Consider the following 16,962-nt stretch of genomic DNA (forward strand, 5'->3'; position numbering starts at 1 on the left):
GCGGCCATGTGTCGATCGTGACAGACCAGTCTTTACTCAGCAGCCTGCAGTTCCGGCATGGAAGCATCGCCTTCCTCTGGCAGGTCACCGGCCATTGCCGCAGCAAATTTCGTCTGGTCCAGTTCGTTCTCCCAGCGTGCGACGACAACCGTCGCGACCGCGTTCCCGACGAAATTCGTCAGGGCGCGGCATTCCGACATGAAGCGGTCGATGCCGAGGATGAGCGCCATACCGGCGACGGGAACCGCCGGAACGACCGAGAGCGTGGCGGCAAGCGTGATGAAGCCTGCGCCGGTGATGCCTGCAGCACCCTTCGAGCTCAACATGGCGACGAGCAAGAGCAGGATCTGGTCAGCGAGGGAAAGCGGCGTGTCCGTCGCCTGGGCGATGAAGAGAGCTGCCAGCGTCATATAGATGTTGGTGCCGTCGAGGTTGAAGGAATAGCCGGTCGGGATAACCAGACCGACGACGGAACGCTTGCAACCGGCCCGCTCCATCTTGGCCATCAAGCCAGGAAGGGCAGCTTCCGAAGACGACGTGCCGAGCACCAGCAGCAGCTCTTCCTTGATGTAGCGGATCAGCGCCAGGATCGAAAAGCCGTTGTAGCGTGCAACCGCGCCAAGCACGACAAGCACGAAAAGCAGCGACGTCAGATAAAAGGTGCCGATGAGCATGGCTAGGTTGGCGATCGAGCCGATGCCGTATTTGCCGATGGTAAACGCCATCGCACCGAAGGCGCCGATGGGGGCCGCTTTCATGAGGATCGCCACGAGGCGGAAGATCGGCGCCATCACGGCCTGCAGGAAATCGACGACCGGCCGGCCGCGATCGCCGACCATGGCAAGTGCAATGCCGAACAGCACCGAGAAGAACAGCACCTGCAGGATATCGCCATCGGCAAAAGCACCGACGATGGTTGTCGGGATGATGTTCATCAGGAAGCCGGTAATCGTCGTGTCATGCGCTTTCTCGGCATAAGTCGCCACGGCCTTGGCATCGAGCGTGGCCGGGTCGATATGCATTCCCGCACCCGGCTGGATGACATTCGAGACGATAAGACCGACGGCAAGTGCGAGCGTCGAAAAGACGAGGAAGTAGATCATCGCCTTGCCGGCGACGCGCCCGACCTTCTGCAGGTCGGACATGCCGGCGATGCCGGTTGCGACCGTCAGGAAAATGACCGGGGCAATGATCATCTTGACGAGCCTGATAAAGGCGTCACCAAGCGGCTTCAGCGAGGTGCCGATCTCAGGATAGAAGTGCCCGAGCAGAATGCCCGCACAGATCGCGAAAACTACCTGCACATAGAGGTGCCGATAGAATGGAACTTTGCCGCGCGCCGGCGCGGCTGGAATTGCTACACCCATAGTGTCCTCCATAAAGCCCCAAACCGATGACGGCCTCCCGGGGCGAAAAATTTGGAATTCAACAGCCACCCGGCTGTTTGCAGATACTTTGCAATGGGCGTGCCAGTCTGCTTTTCTGCGGTTAAGGCGCTGTTTTCTCATACGTTCTTGAAAATCGCCCCGGGAACGCAAGCCCGCTTGAGCGTCTTTTCGCACAAATTGATTTGACCCTTGTGCGAAATTGCGCACATTCTCCGGCATGCTTCAGCGATCAACCACGCAGGGCTTTCGAACGCCGCAGGACGTCACCCGGCAGGCACGCCGTGCCTGGGTCCTGTTCTTGGCTGCATCGGCGATCCTGGTTGCGGCAGCGCTCGTGGGCGCCGAACTTTACGGACGCCGATCCGCCATCGAAGCGCTGGAAGGCCAAAGCCGCACCGACGCCAATCTCAAGGTCGCATTGCTGACCGCCGTGCTGGAGCGCCCTCGCGCCCTGCCGCTGTTGCTTTCGGAGGACCAACAGGTTCTCGACGCGCTTTCGGCTGCAAAGAGCGACGCAACCGATCTCTTGAATCGCAAGCTGGAAAGGCTTGTCACCGGCACGCAAGCCGCCGTGCTCTACGTCATCGGCCCGGACGGGATCGCTGTTTCTTCGAGCAACTGGCGCGAGCCCATCAGTTTCGTCGGCAACGATTACGCGTTCCGGGATTATTTCCGCCGCGCGATGGAACAAGGCAGCGCCGAGCACTTCGCGCTCGGCAGCGTCAGCAAGCGACCCGGCCTTTACATCTCGCGTCGGGTCGGGAGCGCAGCCGCCCCGCTTGGCGTCGTGGTCGTCAAGATGGAGTTCGACCGTCTCGAAGCTGACTGGCGCGATGCAAGCCGGCCGGCTTACGTGACGGACGACCGCGGGGTCGTTCTGATCACCAGCATCCCTTCCTGGCGTTTCATGACGACCGGGCCAGTGCCGCAGCAGGAGCTCGCGTCCATTCGAAGCAGCCTGCAATTCGGAGATGCACCGCTGGCGCAGCTTCCGATCATGCATCCGGCAGCCGTCAATCCGGACGCCTCCATCGTTTCTGCCGTTCTGCCCGGCAGTGGAGAGGCCCAGTATCTCCGCCTCTTTGCAGCTATCCCGACGACGCCGTGGCGGCTGGAGTATCTGGTGCCGACCGAACTGCCGGTTGCCTCCGCCGTGCGGGAGATGCGGCTTCTTGCATTGGCGTTTTTGCTGCCCGTTCTCGCAATCGCCGCGTTTTTGCTGAGACGGCGGCAGGTCTCCGTACTGAGGATCGCCAGCGAGCAGGCCATGCGCGAGGAACTGGAACGGCGGGTCATTGCCCGGACGGAGGAACTGAGCCGGGCGCGCGATCACTTACAGGCGGAAATTTCCGATCACCGCGATACCGAGCAGAAGCTGCAAATCGTGCAGCAGGAACTCGTGCAGGCAAACCGGCTCGCCATCCTGGGGCAGGTCGCAGCCGGCGTCGCCCATGAAATCAACCAGCCGGTCGCCACCATCCGCGCTTATGCAGACAATGCCCGCGTCTTCCTCCAGCGAAAGCAATCGAGCCCGGCCGAGGAAAATCTGGGCGCCATTGCCCAGCTCACCGAACGGATCGGCACGATCACCGAGGAACTAAAAGCCTTTGCACGCAAGGGAAGGACGGCGGCCGAACCCGTCGAGCTGCGCGCCATCATCGAAGGTGCCGTCGTCTTGCTGAAGAGCCGGTTTGCCGGGCAGTTGAATGCGCTCGACACCCGTCTGCCGCCGCCGGGCCTTTTCGTGCTCGGCAATCGGATCCGGCTGGAGCAGGTCCTGATCAATCTCTTCCAGAACGCCCTTGAGGCGCTCGAAGGCCGTGACGACGCGAAGGTGGAGATATCCGTTGCCGAAACGCCCGAGAACGTCGCGATCACTGTTTCGGACAATGGCCCCGGCATTGCGCCGGCAGTCCTCGACACGCTGTTCACGCCATTCCAGACATCCAAGGAAAAGGGCCTCGGCCTCGGTCTCGTCATTTCAAAGGATATTGTCGCCGATTACGGCGGCCGGATCGATGTCACAAGCAGCGGCAACGGCACATGCTTCACCGTCCACCTTCTAAGGGCAAAAGCATGAGCGATCCGTTATCGATCTTTCTCATAGACGACGACAAAGACCTTCTCCGGGCCACCAAGCAAACGCTGGAGCTTGCGGGCTTTAATGTTTCTGCCTTTTCGGCGGCGAGCGAAGCGCTTTCGGCCCTTAACGTCGATTTTGCAGGCGCAGTCGTCTCCGATATTCGCATGCCGCAGATTGACGGGCTGCAGCTCTTCAATCGCATGCGCAAAGAAGACGAGGACCTGCCGGTCATCCTGATCACTGGCCACGGCGATATTCCGATGGCGGTGAAGGCCATTCAGGACGGCGCTTACGACTTCATCACCAAGCCGTTTGCAACCGACAGGCTGGTCCAGGCCGTCAGGAGGGCTGTGGAAAAGCGCCGCCTCGTTCTGGAAAACAGGGCCTTGCGCCGGGCAGCCGACCAGGCCCGCGACGACCTGCCGCTGATCGGCCAGACGCCGACCATGGAGCGGCTGCGCCGGACATTGCGGCAGATCGCCGATACCGAGGTCGACGTGCTCGTCACGGGCGAAACCGGCAGCGGCAAGGAAGTCGTCGCAAGCCTGCTGCATCGATGGAGCCGCAGGGCGTCAGGCAACTTCGTTGCACTCAACTGCGGGGCGCTGCCCGAAACGGTCATCGAAAGCGAGCTCTTCGGCCACGAACCCGGCGCTTTTACCGGTGCGCAGAAGAAGCGCGTCGGGCGCATCGAGCATGCAAGCGGCGGCACGCTTTTTCTCGACGAGATCGAGAGCATGCCGCCCTCGACTCAGGTGCAGATGCTGCGGGTTCTCGAGATGCGGGAGGTGACGCCGCTAGGCACCAATGAGGTCCGGCCCGTTGACCTGCGCGTTGTCGCTGCGGCAAAGGTGGATCTCGCAGACCCGGGCCAGCGTGGTGATTTTCGCGAGGATCTCTACTACCGACTCAATGTCGTCACTATCTCCATCCCGCCGCTTCGCGAGCGCCGCGACGACATCCCGCTTCTCTTTGGCCATTTTGCCGAGCGTGCGGCTTCTCGCTTCAAACGGGAGGTTCCGGCGATTTCGTCCGCCGTCCACCGTCATTTGCAGGATCATGCTTGGCCGGGCAACGTGCGCGAGTTGTCGCATTTTGCCGAACGCTTCGTTCTCGGCGTTGAGCAGGTTCCGGCAAACAGCTCCCACTCGGCGCCAGAGACGGGCGACGTGCTTCCGCTGCCCGAACGGCTGGACCGCTATGAAGCCAGCATCATCCGCGAGGCGCTCGATGCCAATGACGGCGACGTCCGCCGCACGATCGCGGAGCTTGGCATACCGCGCAAGACTTTCTACGATAAGCTCCAGCGCCACGGCATCGTCCGCAGTCAATTCGCAGCATCCAAATCCGGGCAGCTTTAAACAGAACGTCTGCCACCGGAGCGGGTGCGTCCGTCCCGTCGAGGCAAAAGCAGTGCCTAAACCTCGGCCGGCCAGAGTTTGGCGCGCAACGCTTCCGCAAGCTCTCCATGTTTGGCGGGATTGGCCGACTTGAGCTTCTCGAGGTTCAGAAGTTTCCATTTGACCGACGGGTAGTTGGAATAGTCATTGGCGCTCCAGTCTGGAGCCAGTTCCTTGAACGATAACAAGAAATCCCGTTCGTTGTCGGACAACGCGGCGTTGACCTGCTCGACAAGCCTTGCACGGACGGCTTCGTAGTCGTCATATGTGAATTCCTCGGCGCTCATTCCCGCAAACTGGTTTTCCATTGCCTGTCGTTGGTCCTGGAAGTTTGGCTTCAGCACCTCGTTCATCGGGCGATCGCTGCCGAGCAGGCAGTAAACGAAGCCCCTGCGCACCGCCTCCGAGAAACCCTCCGTTTCGAGCATGTACCTGATGTCGAACAGGTCCCTCGGATGTTGCCTGTCGAGGGCCGCACAGACTTTGCCGCCGTAAAGCTGGGAAAGCGGGACGATCGGAAACTCGACGAAGACGTCGAACTCCTCCTGCGCTCTGTCGCAGAGCGGCAATACAACCGGCTTGTCGATCACGCCACGGCCCACGAGATTGACCTCGATCTTAATCTCCACTCCCTGGCGGGAGATCTGAAGTTTGCAGACGTCCTGCTTGTGACGAACCTGGACTGCATCCTTCCGGACGGTCAGGTTCTCGGCTATCCGGACCAGTGCCGAATTGATAGCGTCGATGGATACCTGGCGGTCGGCGATCTCGATATAGGTAAGGTCAATGTCCACGGAAAGACGCGGCATGTTCCTAACAAACAGGTTGATCGCCGTGCCACCGTGCATGGCGAAGCATGTTTCCTTAGCGACCTCCGGCAAGACGTCGAGAAGGAGGGTGACTTGCTTTTTATAAACCTGCCTTTGCATCCGAAGCGAATTCCTTTGGGACCATGATATCGTATTGCGGAACATATATTCCCTCGGCGACTAAGCTTCGCGTCCCCGAACCGAGGTCGATGGCGCTGCGGTCAACATGTTTCAGCCAGTCGTGTCCCGAGAGGTCCGCTAAATAAAGGAACAGGCGCTTGACCTTGACGGATCGGCAGGTTTCCAGCAGTGCCTGAACCTGCTTCGGGCGGAGGTTGTTGAGACCGTCCATCATTTCGCGGGCTTCGATGAGTTCTTCTGCTGATGAAGAGAGGTGAAGGCATTCCATCAGGGCACGCGCTGGAGTCGAGACCCGGATCGAAAACGCGCCGTTCTCAACATCCACCATACCTAGATCGGACGGCAGGAACGATGTCCTGTGGTAGTCTATCTTCACGCCCCATTTGCCGTCGACGACCCACTTTGGAAGGCGGACCTCCAAAGGGCCGAAGAGAGAGACGACCGCGCGGGAAAGCTCGAGGAAATGCGCTTTCCCGTGCATAGAGAGTGCGGTCCTGCCTCCGGGGTGTACGGGTAGTCCAGCATTGTTCTGGAGGGCGTACAACGCCCCCTCCCAACCAACGGTGTCGCCAGAACGAACCATTGCTCCGGTTCCGATCGCCTTCAGCCAACCACTCAGACGGTAACGCCGCTGCAACTGAGGACTGATCCCGTTGTCTCCTAGCCAAGCGGAAAGAGACACCGTCCCTGCTGGAACGGTGTCAAGTAACCTTTTTAATTTTTGTCGCTCAGATACACTCATAGTTTATTCATATGCCACGAACCAAAATAGTGTCAATCCTTATTTTATTTTATGGCATATATATGAACTTGGAGTTTATGTCTGCGCCATAACATAAAATGGTCCGCCGAATTTTGCGGGATGCGAGATGCCTCCAAAAGGCGTCGATCCCGGCGAAGCGCTTGGCTGTGTTGTCCAGAACGACCGCATGGGCACGCAGACGGCTTTCATCCGATCCGTCAGGTGTGGCATTTGCCAATCGAATTCCGGATTTCACTGTCCGCGCCACGGAAAGGCTGCGGCAGAAGACCTGCCATTCGACCACGATTTCGACATCGGGACTCGCAAAAATGAATGCTGCAGAATCGCAAAAATCCGCGGCAAAGCAGGTCGTTCCATGCTGCTTTACAATCATGGTTGGCAGCGCTACCATCGCTCGCGTGACGCCCGGGGAGGAGCCCGTCTGACGTCATCTGGATAGCGTATCGACATGCCTTGCCGGACCGGCAGCCGACTGCAGATCACAAGATCCGCAGCGGAGCGTCGACCATGCCGGCACCCATTCGATGCCAGTCCAAACATGGCAACAAATGGGAGGATTCGATGTACAAGACACTGGTCGGCGGCATCCTGGCCGCGGCTGCATTCACGCTTTCCCACTCCACGGTTCTTGCCGAGCCGGAAATCGTCAGCGGGCCTGCGGCCGAAGCTGACTGCTTCGTGCCGTGGGCGGCCGAAACCAAATTCTTCAAGTTCCCTAAGAAGGACGGCCCATTCCGCATAGCGCTCGCCAACGGTTATATCGCCAATACCTGGCGCATTCAGATGATCCAGACGGCGAAGGCCTATGCGGCGCAGCCGGACGTTGCCGCCAAGCTCAAGGAGTTCAAAGTCGTTTCGACCGGAGAGGACGTGCCCGCGCAGATCTCGGCAATCAACAACTTCATCGATTCAGGTTATGACGCCATCGTCGTCAATGCCCAGAACCCGACGGCATTCGGACCGGTCATCAAGCGTGCCAAGCAAGCCGGCGTCATTCTTGTCGCCTTCGACAACATCCTTGACACCGAAGACGCAATCAACGTCAACGTCGACCAGAAGGGTCTCGGCGTATTGTGGGCGAACTGGCTGGCAAAGCACCTGCCCGACGGCGGCAAAATCCTCGAAGTGCGCGGCGTTGCCGGCACGTCGGTCGACACCGACCGTCACAACGGCATCCAGGAAACCTTCGCCGCGACGGGCAAGAAATGGGATGTCGTCGAGGTGCTCGGCAAATGGGACGATCCGACAGCACAGAAGGCAACCGCTGACGCTATCGCCGTGCACAAGAAGTTCGACGGCATCACCGCGCAGGGCGGCGATACCGGCGTCGTACAGGCGATGATCGATGCCGGACATCCTTTCGTGCCTTTCGGAGGAGAGACAGAAAACGGCTTTCGCAAGTTCTGCGCCAAGCATGCGGCCGACGGCCTGAAATGCTCGTCGGCCGGTACCGGCCCCGCCCAGGTGGCAGTTGCCGTCAAGACGGCGATTGCCGCGCTCGAGGGCCAGGTCGTGCCGCAATCCATCAAACTGCCGCTGGCAATCGTTGAAGACCCTAACTTCAAGGCAGGTCAGGATTTCTATCCCGACCAGTCCGACAATTTCTTCGTCGGCAACGCCTTCCCGACCTGCGGCATCAACTTCACGGCCCAGGAGATCATGGGGCAGTCGAAGGAAAACCAGTAGACCGGGTCCAAGCCGATCGCTTGAACGGCGCGCCGCGGCCATGCCGCGACGCGCATGAAAAACCGGCCTCGAGGAACCTTATGACCACACCAGTGATACCGGCAGCAACGCCCCTCTTCCAGATGAGTGGTGTTTCAAAGCGTTACGGCGGCGTTCGCGCGCTGGAGAATGCCGAGCTTGCCGTGGAACCGGGACGGATCCACGCCATTCTCGGCGAGAATGGCGCTGGCAAGTCGACCCTCATAAAGATCATGGCAGGTGTCGTCGCGCCCGATGAGGGCCGGATGCTGCTCGAAGGACGTCCGGTCCGTTTCAGATCCCCCGCCGAGGCCTCTGCTGCCGGCGTCACCTGCGTGTTCCAGGAGCTTTCGCTCATTCCCGATTTGAGCGTAGCCGACAACATCTGCATCGCCGCGCCGCCACGCCGCTTCGGCCTCATCGATCGCAAGGCCCAGCGTGCGATCGCCGAGGAGATGCTCGCCCGGGCAGGCGGCGAGGACATTCATCCGCGGGCGCTGGTCAAGGATCTATCATTGTCGCGCCGGCAACTCGTCGAGATCGCCAAGGCGCTCGCGTGGAAGCCGCGCATTCTTATCCTTGACGAGGGAACGTCGGCGCTGACGGCAGCCGATGTTGCCAAGGTCTTTTCGGTATTGAGGCGGCTGAGGTCGGAAGGACTGGCGCTGCTTTATATTTCGCACCGCATGCAGGAGATCGCCGAATTGGCGGATGAATGCACGGTTTTGCGCAATGGCCGCAATGTGGCAAGTTTCCCCGCAGGCACACGCAGCGGCAGCGAGATCGTCGAAATGATGATCGGCCGCGAGTATAGCAATGCCTTCCCGCCGAAGCCGACACGAGCGGCGGCCGATACGCCTCCTCCGCCTCTTGAATGCCGCGATCTCGGCTGGGGGGACAGCCTGCGCGACATTTCGCTCACGGTCGGCAAGGGCGAAGTCGTCGGCCTTGGTGGTCTGGACGGACAAGGGCAGCGCGAACTGCTGCTTGCCCTTTTCGGCGTGCTTCGCGGCACAACCGGCACGGTCCTTGTTGATGGCAAGGCCGTCGCGCTCGCCAGTCCGGCGGCGGCACGCTCAAGGCATATCGGCATGGCTCTCATCCCCGAGGATCGCAAGACCGAAGGTTTGATGCTGCCGATGACAGTCCGTGAAAATCTCTCCTTCGCGGTGCTGGACCGGGTATCCAAGGGCGGCGTCATAGACCGGGAAAAAGAAGAACAGTTGATCAGTGAGATGGTGCAGTTGCTGGCGATCAAGACGGCCGGCCTCGACATTCCCGTCGGCGCGCTCTCCGGCGGCAATCAGCAAAAGGTCGTCATTGCCAAGTGGCTGATGCGCCAGCCGCGGATCATTCTCCTCAACGATCCGACACGCGGCATCGATGTCGGCACTAAACAGGAAATCTACCAGCTGCTGCGGCGGCTTGCCGAAGCAGGCGCGGCCATCCTGTTCTATTCGACGGATTATGACGAGCTGATCGGCTGCTGTGATCGTGTTCTGGTATTCTATAATGGCAGCATCGTGCGCGAGTTGAAGGATAGCGGCATCACGCAGCATGCGTTGGTCGCCAGCGCACTCAATGTCGAGGGCGAAAAGGCGGAGAGCGCGGCATGAAGGAATGGCGTTACCGGTTGAACGAACGGCGCGGCACGCTGATGGCGGCCGGCATTTTCCTCGTCATGTTCGCCATCTATGTCTCCAATCATCCTGCCGGATTGACGGCCAATGTCGTGCAGACCGCCGCCAACAAGGGTGTTCTGCTCGCCTTTGTCGCGATGGCGCAGACGCTGGTCGTGATTACGGCGGGTATCGACCTATCGGTCGGCATGATCTTCATCCTCACCAATGCGCTGGCCTCCTGGATTGTCCTCGGCACGCCGATTGAAACCGCCTTCGGCGTCGTCGCCGTTTTGGCCACCGGTCTTGCCTGCGGGGCATTGAACGGCCTGATCGTCATTTATGGCAGATTGCAGCCGATTGTCGCCACCATCGCGACCGGCGCGGTCTTCTTCGGAATCGCCCTGCTGCTGCGGCCCTTTCCCGGCGGTTCGGTCAATGAGGACCTGGCCGATATCATGACCGGAAAGGTCTTCGGGCTCGTACCTGCCAGCCTGGTCGCTCTGACTGCCATCGTTCTCGTCATTTGGGTGCCGTTCAGCCGGTCGGTCATCGGGCGGGCGGCCTATGCATCCGGCTCGTCGGAGATTGCGGCCTATATGTCCGGGCTGCCGATCCGCCGCGCCAAGTTTACAGCCTATGCGCTGGCCGGCCTTCTTGCCTCGATCGGCGGGCTGTTCCTCACCTTCTTCACCTTTACCGGCGAGGCAGCTCTTGCCAGCGGCAACGCCTATACGCTCTTTTCGATCGCCTCGGTGGTGCTTGGCGGCGTATCTTTGTTTGGCGGCAAGGGCAGCGCGATCGGTGCGATCTTCGGAGCGCTCGCCTTCCGCACCATCGGTGATCTGCTTTTCGTCTTCGATTTCGATCCGCTGTGGCAGCCGCTGTTCCAGGGCGTGGTGCTGCTCGTCGCCGTCAGCCTTGGAGCATTCGGATTGTTCCGCGTCCGCAATCGCCTGGAGTGGTTCGGATGAGCAATGTAACGCGAGAAGCGCCCGTGAGCCCTCTTTCGAAATCCGTGCGCCGGCTCGATCCGGCGATCGCGACAGCCTTCGGCTGCATCGTCCTTCTGCTGATCATCGGAAGTTTTTATTCAAGGAGCTTCCTGTCCCCGGAATATCTCCTGCAGCAGTTGAAAGTGGCATCCTTCCTTGGCGTCATTGCCACCGGCATGATGATCGTCATCCTGCTCGGCCAGATCGATCTTTCCGTTCCATGGTCGGTCGCCGTCGGCGGAATGATGGCTTGTGCGGCGGCCGCCTATGGTCCCGCAGGCGAGATTCTTGCTGTTCCCTTCGGCATTGTCTGCGGCATGGTGATCGGGCTTACGAACGGGATCGGCGTCGCTTATCTGCGCATCCCCTCGATGATCATCACGCTGGCGACCAATGCCGTTGCTCAAGGGTTGATGGTCCTTTATACCGGCGGCTTCTCGCCACAGGATTCGGCAACGTCCGCGATGCGCTATCTCGCAACCGGCTTTCTTGTGCCGGGCATACCTAACGCCGTACTCATCTGGGCCGCCGTCGGCGCCTGCACGGTCTTTGCCCTCACACGCACGACGTTCGGCCGCTCGGTCTACGGCATCGGCAACCGGGAGAGCGCGGCCTATCTTTCCGGCATCAACACCCGCCGGATCGTCCTCATCGCCTTCATCGCCTCCGGGGCGCTTAGCGCCTTTGGCGGCGCCCTGCTTGCCGGCTATGCATCGAAGGCGGCCCAGTCGATGGGCGATGCCTATCTCCTGCCCTCGATCGCCGCCGTCGTGCTCGGCGGGACGTCCATTCTCGGCGGCAAGGGCTCCTATGTCGGCACGGTTGCCGGCGTGATCTTAATTACGCTCCTGCAATCGATTCTCTCGGTCATGCAGATGCCGGAGGCCGGGCGGCAGATCATCTACGGCGTGGTCATCATCGCCATGCTGCTGCTTTACGGCCGCAGCCCTGCCAACCGGTGATCCGGGCCAGTCGGCTTTATCCAGCGTCAAGGTCTCAGAATCCGAGCACCACGGCACCACCGGTCAACCCAGCACCAGCAGCGGCCAGAAGCACCGTTTCCCCGGAGTCAAAACGGCGTTCTTCATTGGCAATCGACAGCGACAGGGGAATGGTTGCGGCAGACGAATTGCCGTACTCACCAATCGTGCTGACGGCCTTCTTGGGTGGGATGCCCAGCCTCTCGCATACAGCGCTGAATATCCGCGTGTTGGCCTGATGCGGCACGAACCGGCTGACATTTTCGACCGCGACCTGCGACTGATCGAGCGCCCGCATCGAAGCGGCCGTCATCATCTCGACGGCGCGCGAAAACACCTCGCGTCCATCGCGCATCGTCATGAGAAAATCCTCCGCCCTCATGTCCGGCGCAAAGGGGTGGCTGCTGCCTCCGGCGGTGATCGAGATCAGGTCATATCCGCTTCCGTCAGCAATAAGATCGACGCCGAGGAGACCGGTGCCGGATCCCGTTGATGGCGAAAGCACGACCGCACCGGCGGCATCGGCAAACAGAACCGAGCTTGCGCGCTCGGCCGGGTTGATCCGGCGGCTCAAGATGTTCGCCGCAACGACGAGCACCGGTTGTCCCTGGGTGCGGACAAAGCCGTCGGCGAGCGTGAGCGCATAAAGAAAACCCGAGCAGGCGCCTGCAAGATCGATCGCTCCGGAATTCGTAAGGCCGAGGCGATGGGCAAGCAAGGGGGCGGACGGCGGCAGCAAATGGTCGGGGGTCGAGGTTGCAAGCAGCGTCAAGGCGATTTCGGCCCGGTCGACACCTGCATCGCTAAGCGCCATGGCGCCGGCGTTGGCCGCCAAACCGCTAAGCGTATCACCCTCTTCCGCCCAATATCTGGATCGAATGCCCGTACGACGTTCGATCCAGCCGGATTCGAGGTCAAGGGCCGTCTCGATCTCGCTGTTGTCGACCCGTCGCCCCGGCACGCTGTGACCGAAGCCTGCCAGCCGCGACGACCTCACAATCGACATGCGGGTGCTCCAAATTGCGAGGCGGCTTCCCCGATCGCGTCATAGGCCCGGCCGAGCTCTTCGGCGGTGACGCAATACGGCGGCATCAGGTAGATGACGTTGCCGAGCGGCCGGATCAGCAGACCACGTTCACGAAAGAACGCGCGCAGCTTCGGCCCGACGTCTGCCAAGTAGCCGTATCCACCGACTCCCACATTGAGGTCGAGAGCAGCAATCGTTCCATTTTGCCGGACGTTCCGGAAGCGCGTGTCCGCGGCGAGGCGGGCCAAAGGCGCGCGATGCGCCTCCGCGAGAGTATCGATCCGCGCCCTGACCGGCTCATCCCGCCAGACCGCAAGATTGGCAAGGGCTGCTGCGCAGGCGATCGGATTGGCCGTGTAGGAACTCGAATGGAAGAAGGTCTTGCGGCGGTCGGAAGAGAGATGGGCCTCAAATATTTCCGCCGTGCACAAAGTCGCCGCCAATGGCAGAGCGCCCCCTGTGAGGCCCTTCGACGTGCAGAGAATATCCGGCGTGATCGCAGCCTGTTCGCAGGCAAAAAGCGTTCCCGTGCGCCCCCAGCCGGTCATCACCTCATCGGCGATGAGAAGCGTTCCATGACGCTCGGCAATCTCCTTGAGGCCGGCAAGAAGCGACGGTGGATACATCTTCATGCCGCCTGCCCCGAGAATGAGCGGCTCGACCAGCAGGGCTGCGACTTCGCCTGACCGGCAGAAGCACTCGAAGGCGTCGAGCGTTTCCAGCTCGCGGCCCACCGCTGGAAACGGCAACCGGTCGACGGCAAAAAGCAGCGGTTCGTACGCGGCATTGAACACGCCGCGCTCGCCTGCTGACATCGTGCCGATCGTGTCGCCATGATAGGCATGCTCCATGACCGCGATACGATTGCGCCGCTCACCTTTATTGTGGAAAAAACCGAGCGCCATCTTCAGTGCGACCTCAACTGCGGTCGATCCGCTGTCGGAGTAAAAGACATGGGCCAGGCCCGGCGGCGCAACGGCGATCAGGCCTTCGGCCAGCTCTTCGGCCGGCGCATGTGTGTATTCGGCGAAGATGAGTTGGTCATAGCGCTCCGCAGCGGCAGTCATCGCCTTCATGATCGTAGGGTGCCGGTGGCCATGGGTGATCACCCACCAGGACGAGATGGCATCGAGTACATGGTTGCCGTCCTCGTCGATGAGGTAAGCGCCTGCCGTTTCCACGATCCGCTTCATCGGTGGTTCCAGCGCGTGCTGGGTGAAGGGATGCCATACGACCGAGCGTGTCATGCCAGCGCTCCCTTGATATGCTCGATATCGACGTTTCTGGTGAAGGCCACGTGCAGTGTCCCGGGCGTGACGGTCGGCAACCACGGCAGGCGACCAAGCGAACGAACGCCGCCGATCTCGGCAATGACCCGCTGCGTTTCGACGTTCTCGTCACCGATGAAGGCAATCCCAAGGATTGGAATGGCGCGGTGCTTCAGCGCCTCGAGCGACAGCAGCGTATGATTGATTGTCCCGAGCGCGGTCCTGGCGCAGAGAATGACAGGAACCTGCCAGCGGGCAAAAACATCCGCGAATAACAGCCGGTCGGTAAGCGGCACCAGCAGGCCGCCGGCGCCTTCCACGACGAGCGGCTCATCGGTTTCAGGCAGGGCCAATCGGTCGGAGGCAATCGTAATGCCTTCGCACCTCGCGGAAAGATGCGGGGATGCCGGCATCTTCAGCCTATAGGCCTCCGGAATGATCCGCGCCGGAAGAACCCCGCCAAGCCGCATGACGGTTTGGCTGTCGGTCTCTTCCTCAAGTCCCGACTGCACCGGTTTCCAATAATAGCCGTCGAGGGCTTGCGTCAGTGCCGCGGCGAACAAGGTCTTGCCGATCCCGGTATCCGTGCCGGTGACAACGCAACGCTTCGTCACGAGCGCTCCTCCACCATCACTGCCGCAAGCCGTTCGAACATGCTGGAGATAATGCTGGAATCGACGTTCCGCGTGATCGCGATCCTCAGCCGGGCGGTACCCTCCGGAACGGTCGGTGGCCGGATTGCCCGGATGTCGAAGCCTTCGTCACGCATGCGCGTGGCAATCCGGACGGCACGAACATTGTCGCCGATCATCACCGGCAGGATCTGCGATCCGCTGCCCTCGACACCGGTTGCAGCCGTGAGTGCGGAATTCGCAAAAGCCCGCAGCGCGTCGAATTCCGAGCGCCGTTGCGGCTCGTCGTCAAGAACCCGCAGTGCTTCGCGAACAACGGCCGCCATCAAAGGCGACGGGGCCGTCGAATAGATGAAACCACGCGCCCGGTTGACGAGGTAGCTGCAGATGACGGCGCTGGCCGAAAGCAGCGCTCCGGAAACGCCGAGCGCCTTGCCGCAGGTGTGAAGGACAATAAGGTTATCATGCCCTTCCAGACCTGCCGAAAAACCGCGCCCCCCCGGGCCGAAGACACCGGTCGCATGCGCTTCGTCCACGACCAGGAAGGCGCCATGCGCGTTCGCGATGCCTGCTAATTCGGCAAGTGGCGCGCGATCACCGTCCATGGAATAAAGGCTCTCGACGGCAATCCAGGGCCTGCCGGTGCCGCCCGCCCGGCGCCATTTCCTGATTGCCCCATCGAAGGCTTCGACATCGTTGTGCCGGACCGGCATCGCCTGCGCCTTGCCCGCCGCGATCCCCTCATGTGCACTGGCATGGATCAGGCCATCGTGGACGATGAGGTCCTCGCGTTGCGGAAGGGTCGAAAAGAGGGCAGCATTGGCGGCGTAGCCGCTGCCGAAATAGAGGACCCTCCCGGTCCCGAAATATGCGGCAGCTTCGGCCTCCAGCGCCTCGTGCTCCGGATGATTGCCGCGCAGCAGTCTCGAGCCCCCTGCCCCGACCGGAACGCCGCGCTCGATCGCTTCGGCAATCGCGTTCTTTAGACGCTCCGATTGAGCAAGCCCCAGATAATCGTTCGACGTGAAGTCGATGCCGCTCTGGCCGATCAGCGCGCGTGCACGGCCCTTTCGTTCAAGGCCGGCCAGCGTCCGCTCGTAGCGGGCAAGGCCCGCAAAGCTCATTGTGCCGCCTCCGGTTCCGCTTCGCCCAGCTCCATTGGCCTCAGGCCAAGACGGCGAAATAGAGCGCTGTCATGATCTTCCCCGGGATTGTCGGCCGTCAGCAAGGTGTCGCCGATGAAGACGGAATTGGCGCCGGCGAAGAAACAGAGGGCCTGCATCTCGTCGCTCATGCCGGTGCGTCCCGCCGAAAGCCGCACATGCGAGGCCGGCATCAGAATGCGGGCAAGCGCAATCGTGCGCACAAAGTCGATCGGGTCGACGGGTTGGGCGTCGGCAAGCTTTGATCCCGGGATCGGGATCAGCATGTTGATCGGCACGCTCTCGGGCGGCACGGGCAGGTTGGCAAGCGTCACCAGCATCGCGATGCGGTCCTTCGTCGTTTCACCCATGCCGAGGATGCCGCCGGCGCAGACCTTCATGCCGGCATCCCGAACGTTTGACAGCGTCTCCAAACGGTCGGCAAAGGTCCGCGTGGTGATGACCTCGCTGTAGAAGCGCTCGGAAGTGTCGACATTGTGGTTGTAATAGTCGAGGCCGGCCTCGGCGAGCGAGGCCGATTGCGCGGGCGTTAGCATCCCAAGCGTCATGCAGGTCTCCATGCCGAGCGCCTTGACGCCTTGAACCATGGCGACGATCGCGTCCATGTCGCGGTCCTTGGGGCTGCGCCATGCCGCTCCCATGCAGTAGCGCGTCGCACCACCCTCCTTGGCCTTCCGCGCTTCGGCAAGGACGCGCTCGACTTCCATCAGTTTCGAGGCCTTGAGCCCGGTCGGATAGTGCGCCGACTGGCTGCAATAACCGCAATCCTCCGCGCAGCCGCCGGTCTTGATCGAAAGCAGGCGGCTCATCTGGATCGCATTGGGGTCGAAGTTTTCGCGATGAACGCTATGTGCACGAAAGAGGAGATCATTGAACGGCAAATTATAGATAATTTCTGCTTCATCGGTCTGATACAAAACCGGGAACGATGTCTCACGCGCATTTCCGCTCGCGTTATCAACCATTTTACCTTCCATCGAACCAAACCCT

14 protein-coding genes are annotated in these 16,962 nt (G+C 61.1%); 6 read left to right on the top strand and 8 right to left on the bottom strand.

Annotation, left to right across the window (positions count from 1 at the left end; translation table 11 throughout):
* Window positions 1-32 precede the first annotated feature (32 nt).
* Window positions 33-1,367, bottom strand: a complete 1,335-nt coding sequence (locus ACZ9BX_RS31910) for a dicarboxylate/amino acid:cation symporter (protein ID WP_476222256.1) — start codon at window positions 1,365-1,367, stop codon at window positions 33-35.
* A gap of 238 nt (window positions 1,368-1,605) precedes the next feature.
* On the opposite strand from ACZ9BX_RS31910, the gene ACZ9BX_RS31915 reads away from it, so the two are divergent.
* Together ACZ9BX_RS31915 and ACZ9BX_RS31920 are read left to right on the top strand one after the other, a co-directional pair.
* The gene (locus ACZ9BX_RS31915; RefSeq protein WP_476222258.1) at window positions 1,606-3,468 is read left to right on the top strand and encodes a sensor histidine kinase; all 1,863 of its coding nucleotides are present in this window, start codon (window positions 1,606-1,608) and stop codon (window positions 3,466-3,468) included.
* Complete coding sequence (locus ACZ9BX_RS31920) at window positions 3,465-4,832, top strand: sigma-54-dependent transcriptional regulator (RefSeq protein ID WP_476222259.1); 1,368 nt, start codon at window positions 3,465-3,467, stop codon at window positions 4,830-4,832. The genes ACZ9BX_RS31915 and ACZ9BX_RS31920 overlap by 4 nt, the downstream gene beginning before the upstream one ends.
* 56 nt (window positions 4,833-4,888) lie before the next feature.
* Here ACZ9BX_RS31920 and ACZ9BX_RS31925 read toward each other — a convergent pair whose 3' ends face one another.
* Together ACZ9BX_RS31925 and ACZ9BX_RS31930 are read right to left on the bottom strand one after the other, a co-directional pair.
* The gene (locus ACZ9BX_RS31925; RefSeq protein ID WP_476222261.1) at window positions 4,889-5,800 is read right to left on the bottom strand and encodes a nucleotidyl transferase AbiEii/AbiGii toxin family protein; all 912 of its coding nucleotides are present in this window, start codon (window positions 5,798-5,800) and stop codon (window positions 4,889-4,891) included.
* Window positions 5,781-6,563: a type IV toxin-antitoxin system AbiEi family antitoxin gene (locus ACZ9BX_RS31930; RefSeq protein ID WP_476222262.1), complete on the bottom strand. Its 783-nt coding sequence runs from the start codon at window positions 6,561-6,563 to the stop codon at window positions 5,781-5,783. Before ACZ9BX_RS31930 ends, ACZ9BX_RS31925 begins: the two co-directional genes overlap by 20 nt.
* A 582-nt stretch (window positions 6,564-7,145) precedes the next feature.
* Between ACZ9BX_RS31930 and ACZ9BX_RS31935 the strand changes: the two genes are divergently transcribed.
* The 4 genes from ACZ9BX_RS31935 (at window position 7,146) to ACZ9BX_RS31950 (ending at window position 11,864) form a co-directional block, all read left to right on the top strand.
* The gene (locus ACZ9BX_RS31935) at window positions 7,146-8,270 is read left to right on the top strand and encodes a sugar ABC transporter substrate-binding protein (RefSeq protein WP_476222263.1); all 1,125 of its coding nucleotides are present in this window, start codon (window positions 7,146-7,148) and stop codon (window positions 8,268-8,270) included.
* 80 nt (window positions 8,271-8,350) lie between these two features.
* The gene (locus ACZ9BX_RS31940; RefSeq protein WP_476222265.1) at window positions 8,351-9,904 is read left to right on the top strand and encodes a sugar ABC transporter ATP-binding protein; all 1,554 of its coding nucleotides are present in this window, start codon (window positions 8,351-8,353) and stop codon (window positions 9,902-9,904) included.
* Entirely contained in the window at window positions 9,901-10,881 is a 981-nt protein-coding gene (locus ACZ9BX_RS31945; protein ID WP_476222267.1) for an ABC transporter permease, read from the top strand. Before ACZ9BX_RS31940 ends, ACZ9BX_RS31945 begins: the two co-directional genes overlap by 4 nt.
* Window positions 10,878-11,864, top strand: a complete 987-nt coding sequence (locus ACZ9BX_RS31950; RefSeq protein WP_476222269.1) for an ABC transporter permease — start codon at window positions 10,878-10,880, stop codon at window positions 11,862-11,864. Before ACZ9BX_RS31945 ends, ACZ9BX_RS31950 begins: the two co-directional genes overlap by 4 nt.
* Window positions 11,865-11,898: 34 nt before the next feature.
* Here ACZ9BX_RS31950 and ACZ9BX_RS31955 read toward each other — a convergent pair whose 3' ends face one another.
* Genes ACZ9BX_RS31955 through bioB form a run of 5 tightly spaced genes read right to left on the bottom strand, consistent with a single transcriptional unit; the run spans window position 11,899 to window position 16,937 of the window.
* Entirely contained in the window at window positions 11,899-12,888 is a 990-nt protein-coding gene (locus tag ACZ9BX_RS31955; protein WP_476222270.1) for a beta-ketoacyl-ACP synthase III, read from the bottom strand.
* The gene (locus tag ACZ9BX_RS31960; protein ID WP_476222271.1) at window positions 12,876-14,156 is read right to left on the bottom strand and encodes an adenosylmethionine--8-amino-7-oxononanoate transaminase; all 1,281 of its coding nucleotides are present in this window, start codon (window positions 14,154-14,156) and stop codon (window positions 12,876-12,878) included. Before ACZ9BX_RS31960 ends, ACZ9BX_RS31955 begins: the two co-directional genes overlap by 13 nt.
* Window positions 14,153-14,791: a dethiobiotin synthase gene (bioD, locus tag ACZ9BX_RS31965; protein ID WP_476222273.1), complete on the bottom strand. Its 639-nt coding sequence runs from the start codon at window positions 14,789-14,791 to the stop codon at window positions 14,153-14,155. Before bioD ends, ACZ9BX_RS31960 begins: the two co-directional genes overlap by 4 nt.
* Complete coding sequence (locus ACZ9BX_RS31970; protein WP_476222275.1) at window positions 14,788-15,933, bottom strand: 8-amino-7-oxononanoate synthase; 1,146 nt, start codon at window positions 15,931-15,933, stop codon at window positions 14,788-14,790. The genes bioD and ACZ9BX_RS31970 overlap by 4 nt, the downstream gene beginning before the upstream one ends.
* Window positions 15,930-16,937 carry a biotin synthase BioB gene (bioB, locus tag ACZ9BX_RS31975; protein ID WP_245505982.1) on the bottom strand — a complete coding sequence of 336 codons (1,008 nt, stop codon included), beginning with the start codon at window positions 16,935-16,937 and terminating at the stop codon, window positions 15,930-15,932. Before bioB ends, ACZ9BX_RS31970 begins: the two co-directional genes overlap by 4 nt.
* Between the last annotated feature and the right edge of the window lie 25 nt (window positions 16,938-16,962).

This window comes from Rhizobium sp. USDA 3886 (genome assembly GCF_056279785.1).

Bases quoted from the DNA above. Each gene is read 5' to 3' on its own strand.
- ACZ9BX_RS31910 (WP_476222256.1), bottom strand. From the start codon at position 1,367: ATGGGTGTAGCAATTCCAGCCGCGCCGGCGCGCGGCAAAGTTCCATTC.
- ACZ9BX_RS31915 (WP_476222258.1), top strand. From the start codon at position 1,606: ATGCTTCAGCGATCAACCACGCAGGGCTTTCGAACGCCGCAGGACGTC.
- ACZ9BX_RS31920 (WP_476222259.1), top strand. From the start codon at position 3,465: ATGAGCGATCCGTTATCGATCTTTCTCATAGACGACGACAAAGACCTT.
- ACZ9BX_RS31925 (WP_476222261.1), bottom strand. From the start codon at position 5,800: ATGCAAAGGCAGGTTTATAAAAAGCAAGTCACCCTCCTTCTCGACGTC.
- ACZ9BX_RS31930 (WP_476222262.1), bottom strand. From the start codon at position 6,563: ATGAGTGTATCTGAGCGACAAAAATTAAAAAGGTTACTTGACACCGTT.
- ACZ9BX_RS31935 (WP_476222263.1), top strand. From the start codon at position 7,146: ATGTACAAGACACTGGTCGGCGGCATCCTGGCCGCGGCTGCATTCACG.
- ACZ9BX_RS31940 (WP_476222265.1), top strand. From the start codon at position 8,351: ATGACCACACCAGTGATACCGGCAGCAACGCCCCTCTTCCAGATGAGT.
- ACZ9BX_RS31945 (WP_476222267.1), top strand. From the start codon at position 9,901: ATGAAGGAATGGCGTTACCGGTTGAACGAACGGCGCGGCACGCTGATG.
- ACZ9BX_RS31950 (WP_476222269.1), top strand. From the start codon at position 10,878: ATGAGCAATGTAACGCGAGAAGCGCCCGTGAGCCCTCTTTCGAAATCC.
- ACZ9BX_RS31955 (WP_476222270.1), bottom strand. From the start codon at position 12,888: ATGTCGATTGTGAGGTCGTCGCGGCTGGCAGGCTTCGGTCACAGCGTG.
- ACZ9BX_RS31960 (WP_476222271.1), bottom strand. From the start codon at position 14,156: ATGACACGCTCGGTCGTATGGCATCCCTTCACCCAGCACGCGCTGGAA.
- ACZ9BX_RS31970 (WP_476222275.1), bottom strand. From the start codon at position 15,933: ATGAGCTTTGCGGGCCTTGCCCGCTACGAGCGGACGCTGGCCGGCCTT.
- bioB (WP_245505982.1), bottom strand. From the start codon at position 16,937: ATGGTTGATAACGCGAGCGGAAATGCGCGTGAGACATCGTTCCCGGTT.